This window comes from Bradyrhizobium sp. 179 (assembly GCF_023073535.1).
Classification (GTDB): domain Bacteria; phylum Pseudomonadota; class Alphaproteobacteria; order Rhizobiales; family Xanthobacteraceae; genus Bradyrhizobium.
On the sequence record NZ_JADPJR010000116.1, the window covers coordinates 133,399 to 149,551 of the forward strand.

Annotated in this window: 14 protein-coding genes, 1 tRNA gene and 1 pseudogene; 12 read left to right on the forward strand and 4 right to left on the reverse strand. The window is 63.9% G+C overall.

The features are described from left to right. The first annotated feature begins 57 nt into the window (after positions 1 to 57). The 10 genes from IVB12_RS27370 (at position 58) to IVB12_RS27415 (ending at position 12,784) form a co-directional block, all read left to right on the forward strand. Complete coding sequence (locus tag IVB12_RS27370; protein ID WP_247303727.1) at positions 58 to 1,023, forward strand: sensor histidine kinase; 966 nt, start codon at positions 58 to 60, stop codon at positions 1,021 to 1,023. A gap of 427 nt (positions 1,024 to 1,450) precedes the next feature. Then, positions 1,451 to 3,184: an EAL domain-containing protein gene (locus tag IVB12_RS27375; RefSeq protein WP_247303729.1), complete on the forward strand. Its 1,734-nt coding sequence runs from the start codon at positions 1,451 to 1,453 to the stop codon at positions 3,182 to 3,184. A 225-nt stretch (positions 3,185 to 3,409) separates the two neighbouring features. After that, positions 3,410 to 4,594 carry a substrate-binding domain-containing protein gene (locus IVB12_RS27380; protein ID WP_247303730.1) on the forward strand — a complete coding sequence of 395 codons (1,185 nt, stop codon included), beginning with the start codon at positions 3,410 to 3,412 and terminating at the stop codon, positions 4,592 to 4,594. Between the two features lie 171 nt (positions 4,595 to 4,765). Then, positions 4,766 to 5,542, forward strand: coding sequence for an ABC transporter ATP-binding protein (locus IVB12_RS27385; protein WP_247303732.1), 777 nt, complete (start codon positions 4,766 to 4,768; stop codon positions 5,540 to 5,542). Beyond that, positions 5,539 to 6,261, forward strand: a complete 723-nt coding sequence (locus IVB12_RS27390; RefSeq protein WP_247303734.1) for an ABC transporter ATP-binding protein — start codon at positions 5,539 to 5,541, stop codon at positions 6,259 to 6,261. The genes IVB12_RS27385 and IVB12_RS27390 overlap by 4 nt, the downstream gene beginning before the upstream one ends. Beyond that, entirely contained in the window at positions 6,258 to 7,268 is a 1,011-nt protein-coding gene (locus IVB12_RS27395) for a branched-chain amino acid ABC transporter permease (RefSeq protein WP_247303736.1), read from the forward strand. The genes IVB12_RS27390 and IVB12_RS27395 overlap by 4 nt, the downstream gene beginning before the upstream one ends. Next, entirely contained in the window at positions 7,265 to 8,350 is a 1,086-nt protein-coding gene (locus tag IVB12_RS27400) for a branched-chain amino acid ABC transporter permease (RefSeq protein WP_247303737.1), read from the forward strand. The genes IVB12_RS27395 and IVB12_RS27400 overlap by 4 nt, the downstream gene beginning before the upstream one ends. A 135-nt stretch (positions 8,351 to 8,485) precedes the next feature. After that, complete coding sequence (locus IVB12_RS27405) at positions 8,486 to 11,596, forward strand: EAL domain-containing protein (RefSeq protein WP_247303739.1); 3,111 nt, start codon at positions 8,486 to 8,488, stop codon at positions 11,594 to 11,596. Next, positions 11,596 to 12,648: a diguanylate cyclase gene (locus IVB12_RS27410; RefSeq protein ID WP_247303741.1), complete on the forward strand. Its 1,053-nt coding sequence runs from the start codon at positions 11,596 to 11,598 to the stop codon at positions 12,646 to 12,648. Before IVB12_RS27405 ends, IVB12_RS27410 begins: the two co-directional genes overlap by 1 nt. A 59-nt stretch (positions 12,649 to 12,707) precedes the next feature. Then, positions 12,708 to 12,784 (forward strand) — tRNA-Arg (locus IVB12_RS27415). Positions 12,785 to 12,811: 27 nt separating this feature from the next. On the opposite strand, the gene IVB12_RS27420 is transcribed toward IVB12_RS27415, so the two are convergent. Further along, positions 12,812 to 13,021, reverse strand: coding sequence for a hypothetical protein (locus IVB12_RS27420; RefSeq protein ID WP_247303743.1), 210 nt, complete (start codon positions 13,019 to 13,021; stop codon positions 12,812 to 12,814). 220 nt (positions 13,022 to 13,241) lie between these two features. Here IVB12_RS27420 and IVB12_RS27425 point away from each other — a divergent pair. Both IVB12_RS27425 and IVB12_RS38465 read left to right on the forward strand, forming a co-directional pair. Then, positions 13,242 to 13,592: pseudogene (locus IVB12_RS27425) on the forward strand (DNA polymerase IV); the annotation flags it as partial. A gap of 92 nt (positions 13,593 to 13,684) precedes the next feature. Continuing rightward, the gene (locus IVB12_RS38465) at positions 13,685 to 13,972 is read left to right on the forward strand and encodes an ATP-binding protein (protein WP_346658526.1); all 288 of its coding nucleotides are present in this window, start codon (positions 13,685 to 13,687) and stop codon (positions 13,970 to 13,972) included. Between the two features lie 57 nt (positions 13,973 to 14,029). Here the strand turns inward: IVB12_RS38465 and IVB12_RS27430 are convergent, their stop codons facing one another. The 3 genes from IVB12_RS27430 to IVB12_RS27440 all read right to left on the reverse strand — a co-directional run bounded on the left by IVB12_RS27430 (position 14,030) and on the right by IVB12_RS27440 (position 16,132). After that, a complete protein-coding gene (locus tag IVB12_RS27430; RefSeq protein ID WP_018319488.1) occupies positions 14,030 to 14,323 on the reverse strand; it encodes a hypothetical protein in 294 nt (97 codons plus the stop codon). A gap of 217 nt (positions 14,324 to 14,540) precedes the next feature. After that, positions 14,541 to 15,227 (reverse strand): DNA-3-methyladenine glycosylase I, encoded by a 687-nt coding sequence (locus IVB12_RS27435; RefSeq protein ID WP_247303745.1) that lies wholly within the window; start codon positions 15,225 to 15,227, stop codon positions 14,541 to 14,543. Positions 15,228 to 15,391: 164 nt separating this feature from the next. Further along, on the reverse strand, positions 15,392 to 16,132 hold the full coding sequence (locus tag IVB12_RS27440) for a di-trans,poly-cis-decaprenylcistransferase (RefSeq protein ID WP_247303747.1): 741 nt from the start codon (positions 16,130 to 16,132) through the stop codon (positions 15,392 to 15,394). Positions 16,133 to 16,153: the final 21 nt, after the last annotated feature.

Sequence of the window (16,153 nt, forward strand, 5' to 3'; positions counted from 1 at the left end):
GCGTAACATTCGCACCCATGGCTCGACTTTCGGACGGGCATCGCGACCGGGCTGGGCATGGGGAAGCTGATCGACGAGTTCCGCAAGGGTTGGCAGGGCGTGGCACCGCCATCGCTCGGTCTGAGCATCGCCTTCGCGGTCGCCTGCCTGCTGCTCGCGACGCTGTCGCGCTGGGCTCTCGCCCATATCCGGCCAGACGTCTACTTCACCCCGTATTTCCCAGCCGTGTTCTTCGCCGCCGCGTTCGGCGGCTTCCGGATCGGCATCGTGACGGCACTTTTCGGCGGCGTGCTCGGCGTGATCGTCAATTTCGGCGATGCCTCTGCCGACCGCGCCCGGTTTGCGCTGCTGACGCTCTATTGGGTGGTCTGTGCGCTCACCATCTGGGGTGTCGAGCACTATCGCACCCTGCTGATCGAGCAGCGCCGGATTTCCAAACGCCTGATCGAGGAAGAAGACTATCGCAAGCTGCTGGTCGATGAGCTCCAGCACCGACTCAAGAACAAGCTGTCGACGGTGCACGCCGTGCTGCATCAGGTGCTGCACGACCAGCCGCAGGTCTGGGCCCGGATCGATCCGAGGCTGCGGTCGCTGGCCAGCACCGACGATTTGATCTCACGGATCGACAAGGCGGGCTGCGATATCCGCGACCTCCTGATCGCGGAGCTCGGGCCTTACGGCCATGTGCGCTTCACCCTCAACGGCGACCGGCTGTTCCTGCCGCCGAAGCTCGCGGTCACGCTGTCACTGATGTTTCACGAGCTCGCCACCAATGCAGGCAAATATGGCGCGTTCTCTGCGCCGCGCGGATTGTTGCAGGTGTCCTGGACGGTCACCGGCGATCGCCTGACCATCACCTGGGATGAGACCGAGGGGCCGAGCATCGGCGAGGTGTCGGCACCGGGCTTCGGCACCAAATTGCTGAAGTCGGCGCTTACCGCCTTCGACGGCAAGACCGAGCTCTCATTCTTGAAGACCGGCCTTCATTGCATCATGCAATGCCGTATCCCCAAGAGCGGCTGACAGACAACAAAGCTCGGTCGATCGGGCCACCTCTCCCCGGCGGGGACACGTCGGATTGCGCAGCAATCCCGATGAGGGGCCGCAGCGTTCAGTGAGAGCTTAACCCCTCACCCGGATCGCATCTTGCGATGCGATCCGACCTCTCCCTACGGGAGAGGTGATCGAGCCCGAGGCTCGCATCGGTTCAGCCAAAGCTCATCGCGATCCGGTTCGATACAAGCGAAAGTGGATCGCGCACTCTGCTTGCAGTTTCCCTGGGCGCATTGACGCTCTGTTAATGACGATCGACATCGCGCGTCGCATCGTCGCAAGTTTCGGCCAAAACACCCCCGTATTTCTTCTGACCCCTTAACCAAACCTAAGAGGGAACCGCGCAAGATCGCGCCCATTGCAAAAGCGCGCTGAAACAACAAGATTCATGACTTCTATGAACGACAATAGATATTCTGGCGCGAGCGAAGCCGAGCTCGGATTTCTCAAGGAAATCGTTAGAATGCTGCCGGCCGGCCTGACCGTGCAGGACGCGCACGGCGAGCTGCTGCTGGTTAACGACGCCGCGGCTGCCCAGCTCGGCATGGACGGCAGCCGTCCCTCGCCCGATCTGTCGCCGCGCCGCGAAGCCTGTCGGCAGGCGCTGAGCGCCGGCCAGGCAGTCGTCATCGAAGAAGCCATTCACAACGGCGCCGCGCGCCAGGTGCTGCTCACGACCCATCGTCCCGTCCGCCTCGCCGGACGCGAGCTCCTGATCTCGGCCTCCTCCGACATCACCGAGCAGAAGAACTTCGAGGACCAACTGTTCCGCTCGGCCTATTTCGACGAGCTGACCGGGCTGCCCTCGCGGCGCGTGATCGAGCATCACGCCAACGGCCTGCTCGCGCGCGATGGCGGCGAGCGGTTTGCGCTGGCCTTTCTCGACGTCGACAATTTCAAGCACATCAACGACTATTACGGCCACGCCGTCGGCGATGCGCTGCTGGTCGAGCTGTCGAAGCGGCTCGGACGCGACTTGCGCGATTCCGACATGCTCTCGCGCATCTCTGGCGACGAATTCCTCCTGCTGCTGTCGCCGATCCAGAGCCAGGAGGAAGTCGCCGAATTCATGCAATCGACCCTGGAGCGGCTCACCGCGCCGTTCTTCATCGACACTTCGGAAGTCTTCGCCTCCACCTCGGTCGGCATCAGCCTCTACCCCGATCACGGACGCAGCTTCGAAACCCTGCGCCAGAACGCCGACATCGCGATGTACCGCGTCAAGAACGAAGGCAAGGGGTCGGCGGCTTTCTTCGATTCCAGCATGGAGCGAGAGGCGCTGGCGCGGATGAAGGTCGAGCAGTCGCTGCGACTTGCCATCCTGGAGAAGCGCTTCTGCTGCGCATTCCAATCCAAGGTCGACATCAGGACGCAGGCCGTGACGGGCATCGAGGCCCTGGTGCGCCTGCGTGACGACGAAGGCGTGATCCAGGCGCCCGGCTCGTTCATCAATCTCGCCAGCGAGCTCGGACTGATCGACGAGCTGACCCATCTCGTGCTGGCCGAGATCGTCAAGTCGATCGACCTGATCAACGAGACCTTCGGCGCAGAAGCAACCATCAGCATCAACGTCGCCGCCAAGCAGGCCGGCAACCCCGAGTTCATGCGCAGCTTCGCGCAAGCGCTGGACGACACCGGCTTTCCCAGCCGCTTCATGATCGAAGTAACGGAAGACGCCTTTGTCGCCAAGAATCATTTCCAGGCCGAAATCCTGCCGATGTTTCGCAAGCTCGGCGTCGGCATCTCGATCGACGATTTCGGCATCGGCTATTCCTCCCTCTCGGCGCTCGCCGACATCACCGCCGACGAGATCAAGATCGATCGCTCCTTCATCACTGACATCCATAAGCGTCCGCGCAGCCAGGGCATTTTGCGCGCGATCGAATCCTTGAGCGAAGCGCTCGGCATGACCGTGATTGCCGAAGGCCTCGAATCCTACGAGGAGCTGGCCTATCTCCAGGCCGCGACCAAGATCCGCTACGCGCAGGGCTATTACTTCTCCCGGCCGATCTTCCTGGAGGAGCTGAAGCTCGTAACGCCAATCTCCAGCGAAGCGCGGGTCAACATGGTGAGCCGCCCGACGCAGCAGAACCGCCAAGGCTATTCGCGGGCGAGCGGGTACCGGCGATAAGGATTGCTTTCAGGCGGTAGATTCAAAACCCGGTAACCCGATCCCGAGATGATCGCGGCGCACCTGTAAGATCTGCTCTGCCGATTTCCTGGGCAGGCCGCAACCGGCGATCAAGTCGCTCTCACACATGGTCTCACGCGCCAGACCACCGTAAGGTGGAATTGCAAAGTTTCTCGGCGTGTGCAAATCGCTGTTGCCAGAAGCTTTAAATCAGGAGGGAATATCGTGCGTCGATCATTTATCATAGCAACAGCCGTCCTCGCGCTCGCCGCGGGCGCGTCCGCACGGGCCGACGATCTCAAGATCGCGCTGATCTACGGCAAGACCGGTCCGCTCGAGGCCTATGCCAAGCAGACCGAGACCGGTCTGCAAATGGGCTTTGAATACGCCACCAAGGGCACCATGACGCTCGACGGCCGCAAGATCGTCGTCATCACCAAGGATGACCAGGGCAAGCCCGATCTCGCCAAGGCCGCGCTCGCGGAAGCCTATCAGGACGACAAGGCCGACATCGCGATCGGCACGACCTCATCGGCCGCGGCGCTCGCCATCCTTCCCGTGACCGAGGAGAACAAGAAGATCCTGATCGTCGAGCCCGCGGTCGCGGATCAGATTACCGGCGAGAAGTGGAATCGCTACATCTTCCGCACCGCGCGCAACTCCTCGCAGGACGCGATCTCCAACGCCGTCGCCATCGGCAAGCAGGGCGTCACAGTCGCGACGTTGGCGCAGGACTACGCCTTCGGCCGTGACGGCGTCGCCGCCTTCAAGGAGGCGCTCGCCAAGACCGGCGCGACGCTCGCCGCCGAGGAATACGCGCCCACCTCGACCACCGACTTCACCGCCGTCGGCCAGCGCCTGTTCGACGCGCTGAAGGACAAGCCGGGCCGCAAGGTGATCTGGGTGATCTGGGCCGGCGCGGGCAATCCGCTGGCCAAGCTCCAGGACATGGATCCCAAGCGCTACGGCATCGAGCTGTCGACCGGCGGCAACATCCTGCCGGCGCTCGCGGCCTATAAGGGCCTGCCCGGCATGGAAGGCGCGACCTACTATTTCTACGAGATCCCGAAGAACCCGGTGAACGACTGGCTGGTCGCCGAGCACCAGAAGCGCTTCAAAGCGCCGCCGGACTTCTTCACCGCTGGCGGCTTTGCCGCCGCGATGTCCGTCGTCGCCGCCGTCACCAAGGCGAAGTCGACCGACACCGAGAAGCTGATCACGGCAATGGAAGGCCTGGAGTTCGACACGCCGAAGGGCAAGATGGTGTTCCGCAAAGAGGACCATCAAGCGCTCCAGAGCATGTATCACTTCAAGGTCAAGGTCGATCCGAACGTCGCCTGGGCCGTGCTCGAGCCGGTGCGCGAGCTGAAGATCGATGACATGGACGTGCCGGTCCGCAACAAGCGGTAGGGCGGTGGTGCTTCACCTCTCCCGCTTGCCGGAGAGGCCGGGAGAGGGTTTTTCCTGTTAGGGATTCTCGATTGTCGAAACAGCCCTCTCCCCAGTCCTCCCCCGCAAGCGGGGGAGGGAGCGCAGCGTGATCGCGGATATATTTCCGTTCCCATCATTCGCCGGACTCCAATGCCGCTGACCCTCGAAACTCGCGACCTCACCATCCGCTTCGGCGGCCATGTCGCGGTCAACAACGTCACCTGCACGTTCCGCCCGGGCGAGCTCACCGCGATCGTCGGGCCGAACGGCGCCGGCAAGACCACCTATTTCAATTTGATCTCGGGTCAGCTGCGCGCATCCAGCGGCAGCATCCTGTTCGACGGCATCGATATCACGGGGCAGTCCGCCCCGATGCGGACGCGCGCAGGCCTTGGGCGTGCCTTCCAGCTCACGAATCTCTTCCCGAACCTCACGGTGGAGGAGAACGTCCGCCTCGCGGTGCAGGCTTCGAACGGCACCCATTACGACATGCTGCGGCCCTGGATGGTCCGCCGCGACCTGATCACCCGCGCAGACAGCATCCTCGACCAGGTCGCGCTCGGCAGCCGGCGCGGGGTCGCCGCGACCGCCCTGTCGCATGGCGACCAGCGCAAACTCGAGGTGGCGCTGATGATGGCGCTGGAGCCTGAGGTCTTCATGTTCGACGAGCCGACCGCCGGCATGAGCATCGACGAGGTGCCCGTCGTCCTGAACCTGATCGCGCAGCTCAAACAGGACCGAAACAAGATCATCCTGCTCGTCGAGCACAAGATGGACGTGGTGCGCTCGCTCGCCGACCGCATCATCGTGCTGCATAACGGCCAGCTCGTCGCCGACGGCAGGCCTGCCGAAGTGATCGCCTCGCCGATCGTGCAGGAGGCCTATCTCGGCGTGGCGCCCAAGACGGCTGCAGGGAGTGCAGCATGACCGACCTTTTAAGACTCTCCGGCGTGCACACCCATATCGGCCGCTATCACATTCTCCAGGGCATCGATCTCGCGGTTCCGCAGGGGCAGACCACGATGCTGCTCGGCCGCAATGGCGCCGGCAAGACCACGACGCTGCGCACCATCATGGGGCTCTGGCGGGCCTCGCACGGCGAGATCAGCTTCGCCGGGGAGCGGATCGAGAGCCGCGCCACGCCCGACATCGCGCGGCTCGGCGTCGGCTACGTGCCTGAGAGCATGGCCGTGTTTTCCGACCTCACGGTGAAAGAGAACTTGGTTCTGGCGGCGCGCGATGGTCCGTTGGACGATGCCCAACTCGACTGGATCTTTGGTTTCTTCCCGGCGCTGCGCCGGTTCTGGCTGTCGCGTGCGGGAAGCCTCTCGGGCGGGCAGAAGCAGATGTTGTCGATCGCAAGGGCCATCGTCGAGCCGCGCAAGCTACTCTTGATTGACGAGCCGACCAAGGGCCTCGCGCCTGCCATCGTCATGGCGCTGATCGAGTGCCTCAAGGAGATCAAGCGCAGGGGCGCGACGATCCTGCTGGTCGAACAGAATTTCTTTGCCGCCCGCGAGCTCGGCGACAACGTGCTGGTGATGGACAACGGTACCATCGTCCATCGCGGCGAGATGGCGGCGCTGGCCGCCGACATGCCGCTGCAAGAGCGACTGCTCGGCCTGAGCCTGGAGGCGCATCAGTGACTGACCTCGCCGCAAATGATCCGCTGCCGAAGCCGAAGCGCGACATCGCACCGATCCTGCTGCCGGTCGCGCTCGCGCTTGTCATGATCCCGCTGATCGGCTCGCCCAGCACCTGGCTGACCTTGACCGCCGCCAGCCTCGCCATGGGCATGATGATCTTCATCATGGCTTCCGGTCTGACCCTGGTGTTCGGCCTGATGGACGTGCTCAATTTCGGCCACGGCGCCTTCATCGCGGTCGGCGCCTACGTCGCGACCCTGGTGCTGGCGCCGTTTGCAGCCTCGATCCAGGCCGATTCGCTGTGGGTGAACCTCGCGGTGCTGGCGCCGGCAGCGCTGCTGTCGATGGCGGTGTCCGGCGCGCTCGGCCTGGTCGTCGAGCGCGTGCTGATCCTTCCTGTTTATGGCCAGCATCTGAAGCAGATCCTGATGACGACCGGCGGCCTGATCGTCGCCGAGCAGACGCTGTATGCGCTGTGGGGACCGCAGATCATCCCGATGCCGCTGCCCACCTCGCTGCGCGGCTCCTTCATTCTCGGCGAAGTCGCGATCGCCAAATACCGCGTGCTGGCGATGCTGATCGGCCTCGCCGTCTTCATCGCGATCCAGCTCGTGCTCAACCGCACCAAGCTTGGCCTCCTGATCCGCGCCGGCGTCGAGAACCGCGAGATGGTCGAGGCGCTCGGCTATCGTATCCGCCGCCTGTTCCTGGGCGTGTTCATGACGGGATCGGCGCTCGCGGGCCTCGGCGGCGTGATGTGGGCGCTCTATCGCGAGCAGGTCCATGCCTCCATGAGCGACGAGCTCACCGTGCTGATCTTCATCGTCGTCATCATCGGCGGGCTCGGGTCGATCGGCGGCTGCTTCATCGGCGCCATCCTCGTGGCCATGGTTGCCAATTACGGCGGCTTCCTGGTGCCGAAGCTCGCCCTCGTCTCCAACATCCTGCTGATGGTCGCCATTCTGATGTGGCGGCCGCGCGGCCTCTATGCGGTGACCAGCCGATGATGATTCTCTCAGGCGACCCGCCGCGCAGCCGTGTTCTCACGCTTGTTCTCGTCCTCATCATCCTGGCGCTGGCGGCGACGCCATTCCTGTTCCCAGGCGCCAAGGCGCTCAACGTCGCAGCCAAGATCTGCGTCTTCGCCGCCCTTGTCGCATCCTACGATCTGTTGCTCGGCTATACCGGCTCGGTGTCGTTCGCCCACACCATGTTCTACGGCATCGGCAGCTACGCGATCGCGATCGCGCTGTACGGGATGGGCCCGAACTGGGCCGCGGTCGCAACCGGCATCGTCATCGGCCTGCCGCTCGCGGCCCTGCTGGCGCTCGCGATCGGGCTGTTCTCGCTGCGGGTGGCCGCGATCTTCTTTGCCATGATCACGCTCGCGGTCGCCTCCGCCTTCCAGGTGCTGGCCTCGCAGCTGTCCTGGCTGACCGGCGGCGAGGATGGGCGCAGTTTTCAGCTGCCCGAGCTGCTGCGACCCGGCACGGTGCTGGTCTCCAAGAACCTGTTCGGCTTCGAGATCAACGGCCGCATCCTCACCTACTACCTGGTATTCGCCATCTCCGCCCTGATGATCCTCGCTTTGCTGCGGGTGGTGAACTCACCGTTCGGACGCGTGCTCCAGGCCATCCGCGAGAACCGTTTTCGCGCCGAGGCGCTGGGCTTCCGCACCGTCTTCCACCTGACCTACGCCAACTGCATCGCCGCATCGGTCGCCGCGAGCGCCGGCATCTTGAATGCGCTGTGGCTGCGCTATGCCGGGCCCGACACCTCCCTCAGCTTCTCCATCATGCTGGACATCCTGCTGATGGTCGTGATCGGCGGCATGGGCACGATCTACGGCGCGATCATCGGGGCTGCCATCTTCATCCTCGCGCAGAACTATTTGCAGTCGCTGATGGGCCTCGCGTCCAAGGCGGCGTCGGAAGCCGGGCTGCCGCTGCTGCCGGGGCTGTTGCATCCCGACCGCTGGCTGCTGTGGCTCGGGCTGCTGTTCATCGCCAGCGTGTACTTCTTCCCGACCGGCGTGGTCGGACGGCTGCGCAACGCCGGCAGCGCCAAGAGCGGCAGCGCCTCGCATTAAGCCGCTGTTAGTGATGCAGCGCAGCGGTTCGCTGCGCACAGCCGTGATCGCGCGACGGCATTAATGCTCAGGTAACTGGCTTTCCTAAGCTATAGGCCATTTGTGTCGTGTATCCCTGCTCTTGCGGGAGGGGGAATGCGCCAGGTATTTGCAACGATCGTTGCCCGAATGTCGCAGGCCGTGAGCAACGGCTGGAGGGCGGCCATTCGGCGCGGGCCAGTGCTGTGGCTGACCCTGTGCGGCGTGCTGCTGGTCGCGGGCATCTTCACCGTGACCGCCATGGCCGTCGGCGAGTTTCGCGAGCGAACCCTGGCCAACCGCGAACGCGAGCTGGAAAACACGGTGCAGCTGATCGCTCGGCACTTCGATCAGCAATTCGAGGATTCCGACGTCGTCGCCACCGATGTGATCGCGCAGATGAACCTGCCGGAGATCAGCTCGCCCGCGATGTTCCGCGAGCACATGTCCGGGCTCGCGACCAACCAGATGCTACGCAGCAAGATCAGTTCGGTGTCCTATCTTGGCGACATCGCGATCTACGACGCCGACGGCGAGCTGATCAACTGGTCGCGGGCCCAGCCGCTGCCGAAGATCAACATCTCTTCTCGCGCTTACTTCCAGTCGTTCAAATCCGATCCCAAGGCCGAGCCGGTCATCCTGGAATCCGTCCGCAGCTACATCATCGGCAAATGGACCACGGTCGTCGCGCGGCGGCTGAACGGCGCCGACGGTGCCTTCCTCGGCGCGATGGTCCGGCGAATTGATCCCGACAGCTACCGGCAATATTTTGCATCTGTCGCGCTTGCCGAGGGCACGGCGATCTCGCTGTTCGATCGCGAAGGCAAGATGCTGGCGCGCTATCCGCACGTCGAAGAATTGATCGGACGGAGCTTCAAGGATGCCCCGCTGATGCGGAAGGCGCTGACCAACGGCGGTCAGCACACGCTTCGCGTCAGGAGTCCGATCGACGGCGAGGAGCGGCTGGGCTCGGCCGCGTCCCTCAACCATTTTCCCCTGGTCATCGTCGCCACCAATACGATGTCGGCTGCGCTTGCCGACTGGCGGCAGCAGACCGGTTTCATGGTTACGACGGCGATGCTTTCGGCCGTTATGATCGCGCTGATCCTGTATCTGATCATCCGGCAGATCAACCGGCAGAACCGCGAGGCCCAGGAGCGAATCGAATTGGAGCGGCAGCGGCTTGACACCGCCCTCAACAACATGTCGCAGGGGTTGATCCTGTACGATGCCGCCGGATATGTCGTCATTTGCAACCGCCGCTACGCGGACATGTTCGGTCTCTCGCACGACGTCATCAAACCCGGCTGCCACATCCGCGAGGCGATGTATCACCGCAAGGAGCGCGGCGCGTTCGATGGCAATGTCGAGGAATTTTGCGCCGAGGTCATGCGGATCGCGGCGGAAGGCACGGTCTCCACGCGAACTCATCAGCTAGCCAACGGCCGCGCATTCCAGGTCATCAACACGCCACTGGCGCAAGGCGGATGGGTTGCCACGATCGAAGACGTTACCGAGCGTCGCAACCTGGAGCAGGAGCGCGACCGCAACCACACCTTCCTGCGCGAGATCATCGACCACATTCCCTCGCAGATCACGGTGAAGGATGCGCGCACGCGGCAATATCTGCTGCTCAATGGCGTCGCCGAACAATTGTTCGGCCAGTCTCGCCAGGATGTCGTCGGCAAGACCGCTTTCGACATCTTCCCTGAGGCGCCGGCCGCCCGTATCACCGAAGACGACAGCAGCGCGCTGAAATCGGCCAAGGGATTGTTCAAGGACGAACATCCCTGGCAGATGCCAGGCATGGGGCTTCGCTACATCACTTCGACCCGGATCGGCATCCATGACGAAGCCGGCGAGCCGCGCTATCTCATTCATGTCATCGATGATGTCACCGAGCGGCGTCGCGCCGACGAGAAGATCGCGCACATGGCGCATTACGATGCGCTGACTGATCTACCGAACCGCACGCTGTTTCGCGAGCAGATCGAACGCGAGCTGGCGGAGGTCGCCGGCGGCGCGCAGTTCGCGCTGCTCTACATCGACGTCGACGAGTTCAAAGGCATCAACGATTCGCTCGGCCACCATGTCGGCGACGAGCTGTTGAAGGCAATCGCGGGCCGTCTACGCGGCTGCCTGAAGCAGGGCGACCTGATCGCGCGGCTCGGCGGCGACGAATTCGCGGTCATCCAGACCGGGATCCAGTCCTCCGCCGACGTGGTGTCGTTCGTGACGCGGATCTACGAAGCGATCCGGCAGCCCTATCACTGTCTCGGCCATCAGCTCTCCACCGACGCGAGCATCGGGATCGCGCTGGCACCGCAGGACGGCTCCGATCTCGATCAGCTCATCAAGAATGCCGACCTCGCGATGTACGGCGCCAAGGCCGAAGGACGTCGCACCCACCGCTTCTTCGAGCCGGAGATGGACGCCAGCGCCAAGGCGCGTCTGACCATGGAGCAGGATCTGCGCCAGGCCCTGGTGAACGGCGGCTTCGAGATTCACTACCAGCCGCTGGTCGATCTACGCTCGGGCGAAGTCTCCGGCTGCGAAGCGTTGCTGCGCTGGCGCCATCCCGAGCGCGGCATGGTGTCGCCTGCCGAGTTCATTCCAATCGCCGAGGACACCGGCCTGATCAACGAGCTCGGCGACTGGGTGCTGCGCATGGCCTGCAACGAGGCCGCGACCTGGCCGGCGCATGTGCGGGTTGCGGTCAACGTCTCGCCGGTGCAGCTCAAATGCGACACGCTGGCGTTGCGGATCGCCGGCGCGCTCGCCGCCTCCGGGCTCGACCCGCGCCGGCTCGAGCTCGAGATCACCGAGGCCGTGCTGATCCGCGACGACGAGGCGGCGCTCTCGATCCTGCACCAGCTCCGCGCCATCGGCGTGCGCATCGCGCTCGACGATTTCGGCACCGGCTATTCCTCGCTGAGCTATCTGAAGCGCTTCCCGTTCGACAAGATCAAGATCGATCGCTGCTTCGTCGCCGACATTGCCGAGACGAACGGCGCGCCGGTGATCGTGCAGGCCGTGGTGAACATCGCCGCCGCCAGCAGCATGACCACGGTCGCCGAAGGCGTGGAGACCGAGGCCCAGCGCGAGATGCTGCGCAAGCTCGGCTGCACGGAGATGCAGGGCTATCTTTTCAGCGCGCCGAAGCCGGCCAGCGAGGTGCGAAAGCTGTTTCGCACGGGCGATGCCGCGCCGGTGGCGGCGGTGGCGTGATGACCAAGTCAAAGAGTCCTTCCAAGATCGTCGACGTCGCGGACTCCTACGCAGTGCGGCTGATGCAGCATCTGGTGGTGCCGACTTTCGTGATCGATCCGAAGCGCCGCGTCGTGATCTGGAATCGTGCATGCGAGCGGCTGACCGGCGTCGCCGCCTCGGAGGTGATCGGCACCAATAAGCACTGGCAGGCCTTCTACGAGACCAAGCGCCCCTGTCTCGCCGACCTGGTCGCGCTCGACCGGCCGGAGCAGCTGCCCGAGTTCTATTCGGAATATGCGGCGCGCGGTCATAACGGCCTCGGCTTTTCCGCGGAGAACTGGTGCGTGATGCCGAAGCTAGGCAGCCAGCTCTATCTCGCCATCGACGCCGGCCCGATCCACGACGAGGCCGGCCAACTGATCGCGGTGGTGGAAACGCTGCGCGACCTCACCGACCAGAAGCGCGCCGAGATGGCGCTGAAGGAGCTCGCCACCAAGGATGGGCTGACCGGCCTGTCGAACCGCCGCTCCTTCGACCAGATGCTGATGAGCGAATGGGCCCGCGCCCAGCGCACGCAGAAGCCGCTGGCAGTGCTGTTCGTCGACGTCGACCATTTCAAGCTGTTCAACGACCGCCACGGCCACCAGGCCGGCGATGAATGCCTGCGCGCGGTCGCCGCTTCCGTCAGCCGGCACGCCGTGCGGCCGCTCGATCTCGCCAGCCGCTATGGCGGCGAGGAGTTCGCGCTGATCCTGCCGGACACGACTTGCGACGCCGCCTGCGCCGTCGCCGACGAGATCCGCTGCGCTGTCACGGGCTTGCGGATCGCCCATGGCGCCACTGGCGCCAGCGACCACGTCACCCTCAGCGTCGGCGTCGCCAGCCACATTCCCGGCGAAGCCGATGGCGGGCCGGACCGGCTGCTCGGCGCCGCCGATCAGGCGCTCTATGCGGCCAAGCGGCTCGGCCGCAACCGCGTCATCTGCGCGGAACGGCTGCTCGCCGAATTCGCCGACCTTGGCCGGGAGGACGAGCCGGTTCCGGCGCCGGTCCGGCGCAAATCGGCTTAATCGCGAGCCGGTGAGAAGCGGTTGCCCGCCCCTCCCCAATCGGCTACATGAAGCTCACTGCACCCGTAGCTCAGCTGGATAGAGCGTTGCCCTCCGAAGGCAAAGGTCACACGTTCGAATCGTGTCGGGTGCGCCAGCCTTGTCGCCGTTTTCATGCCGGCGCTTAGGTCAGCATCGAGACGATCGTCTGGATCTGGTCGGAGGCGGACGAGACCAGCCCGTCATATGACGTCTGACCGTGTGCCGCAGCCTTCAAGACGTATTCCGCTACGGCCGCTTTGAGGCCGAACACCGACTGATCGGCCGGTACGCTCGCCATCACGGCCTCCAGCGCCTGCCGCATCGTCTGAATGAGCTCGGAGCTGTATTGCATTGGCTGTCCTCCGCCGGCTTATATTAGATTGCAGGCCCGCGCTCGCCACTCACAAGCCTGAGATTGCCCGTTGATGATCCGATACATTCCAGAGCGTCGCGCAGCGTCGGGCCATACGGCTGAGTTCAGCCAGACGATGCCGAACACGGTGGTGACGAAGAGCGACAACTGAAACGTCCCTCACCTCGCGCTTCGCTTCTCTCAATTGTATTATCCTTCCATGACCGGATCCGACACGATGACCGGCGAAGCCTCGCCCGTCCGCAAGATCATCCATATCGACATGGATGCTTTCTATGCGTCCGTGGAGCAGCGCGATAGTCCGGACCTGCGCGGAAAGCCGGTCGCAGTCGGAGGCTCTGCGGAACGCGGCGTCGTCGCGGCCGCCAGCTATGAAGCCCGCAAGTTCGGTGTTCGCTCTGCCATGCCATCCGTGACTGCGAAGCGGCAGTGCCCCGATCTGATCTTTGTCAAGCCGCGCTTCGAGGTCTACAAGGCAATCAGCAGGCAAATCCGCGACATCTTTGCCGAACACACGCCCATCATCGAGCCGTTGTCGCTCGACGAGGCGTCGGGCCACTATTGTCGCACCACGCCCTGACGGTCGACGTGCAATGCCAGGCCGGAATCACGCTCAACAGCTATCCCGGAGCGCTCGCTCAGGTGATCAGCAATCTTGCTCTCAACAATGCCTCGAACGCGTACCCTGACAAGAGAGGCGGCAGGTTTGTCATTACGGTTAGCCAACCGGACCCGACGTCAGTTCGCCTGGTCTGCGCCGATGAAGGCGTCGGAATCCTCGAGCCATTGCAGGCTCACATCTTCGATCCGTTCGTTACGTCAGCCGGCAGCGTGGCAGCGCCGGCCTGGGGCTCCACATCGCGTTCAATCTGGTTGTCTCATCGCTCAACGGGCGCTTGCGCCTCGAGAGCAAGGCGGGTCCGGGACTGATGGTGACGGAATTTTTTCAAATCCCGCCACCCGTGAAAGTCGATCCGCTCGGGCCGATCAATGCCTCACGTGCTCGAACACCACGATCACGCCGGTCGGCTCGGGCTCGTGCGCCATGAGGCGGGTCAGGTCGGAATCGCCCCAATCGGCGAGGCTGACGACCTCGCCACTCTGGCGGTCGGCGCCGAGCGACGGTGTGGGCTCGAGGACCTTGAGGCCCATCTCGTCGACGAAGAAGGTGTGCTCGCCGAACATGCTGTTGAGCTGCGGCATGGCCGGATGCTCGTCGGGCAGCACCTGAGCGCCGAGTTGGTTGACGGTCTGCTTCACCTGTTCGGATGTGAGCTTCATGAGCTGCTCCGTTCTGTCACGTCGGGTTTCGTTGAGCTGAGCCAGAGCGGTCGTTCCCTGCCTCGATGCGCCTGGCTCAAACGTCCGAACAAGTGCTGCGCACAAATGTTCCTGAGAAATGTATTTCGTGATCGCGCGCCGCGTCTGCCGCGCTCGCGGCACGAGATCGCCACAGGAAGCACACGATCCAGCGACCCGACGACCTTCTACTAACCCGCTACTCGCTCCGGTCCCCGCCGGCCGACAGCGCGCAGATGCGTGATAGATAGGTGTAGGGCAGGCCGGTCTCCTCGGCCCAGGCGTTGAATTGCGCCTGCACCTTGGCGAGATCACCCTTCGATCTGACCTCTTCGGCAATGTCGAGACCTGCATCGCGCAGGCAGGCGACAACGTCCTTGGAAGTCACAAAACCGTCCCAGCCAACAAAGCGCAGCAGCATCTGGCCGGTATTGCCTCCTAACCGGCTGCCGCGCTTGGTGAGGAGATCGAGCAGGCCGATCTCGTCGGACGATGGCCATTTCGCCAGAAACTTGCCGAAGCTGCCGTGCTCCTTCGCGATCTCCTGCACGAAAGCGGCATTGTCGCGCACCGACATGATCTTGGCGCCATTGCGTACGATGCGTGCATCGCGCAGCAGGCCTTCCCAATAATCCTCGGGCTGGAAGCTGAGCTTGGCCGGCTGGAAATGCAGGAAGGCGGCTTCGAAACCGGCCCATTTCGAGTCGATCACGCTCCATGCAAAGCCGGCGCAGAACACCCGCCTGGTCATCTCGGCGAGGATGCGGTCGTCGCCAAGCTTCGCCAGGCGCTTGAGGTCTGGCCTTGCCGGCATCAACTTCTCCAGCGCCTTGGGCCCGCCCTTGCGTTTCTCGGCGCGGGCACGAATGGTCTTGAAGGAGGTCATGCGGACAAGAGCGGTTGAGGGTGCGTCACGAGATCAGAATTCGATGATCCGGTCCAGTCCTGCGCGACCCGATCGCCATGCGTGCCGCAGCGTGCTCTCGCAGCGATGATCATGGCACCGCCGGCGATCGTCTCAGGCCAAGATCGATCGCGCGCGCGTTTCCATCACGCTCGCGAGAGCGCGGGCACCTCCTCGGGCATGATCGCTTGGAGGCCGCCGAAGCGGCGTTCGCGGCCGTGGAAAGCAGCGAGCGCTTCGGCGAGATCGCCCGCGTCGAATTCGGGCCACATCCGCTCCGTGAAGTGCAGCTCGGCATAGGCGCCCTCCCAGAGCAGGAAATCCGACAGCCGCTTCTCGCCCGAGGTGCGGATGATGAGATCGACGTTGCGCAGGCTGGCCTCGCCGGTGACCAGTTGCGAGAACGCTTCGCGGGTGAGGCTGGTCAGCGCTGCTGCTTTCGCCGCGGCATTGAGGATGGCATCGCGCGCGGAATAGTCGACGGCGATGCGCAAATGCAGCGTGCTGCCATGGGCGGTCGCCTCTTCGGCACGCGCGATCGCGCTGGCGATGCCGTCGGGCAGACGGTCGCGGCGGCCGATCACGGTGAGGCGCACGCCGTTCTTGATCAGGCTCTGCACTTCATTGGAAAGGTAGAAGCGCAGTAACGTCATCAGCGCGGCGACCTCGGCCCTCGGCCTGCGCCAATTGTCGGTGGAAAAGGCGTAGAGCGTCAACGTGCCGATGCCCTGCTTGGGCGCGGCCTCGACGATACGGCGGATGGTCTCGACGCCGGCCTCGTGGCCGCGCACGCGCGACAGGCCTCGCCGCGTCGCCCATCTGCCATTTCCGTCCATGATGATACCGACGTGAAGCTTGTCGTCGCAGGACACAGGCTTACTTTGCATTACAAAGTCTCCGGTCAAAAA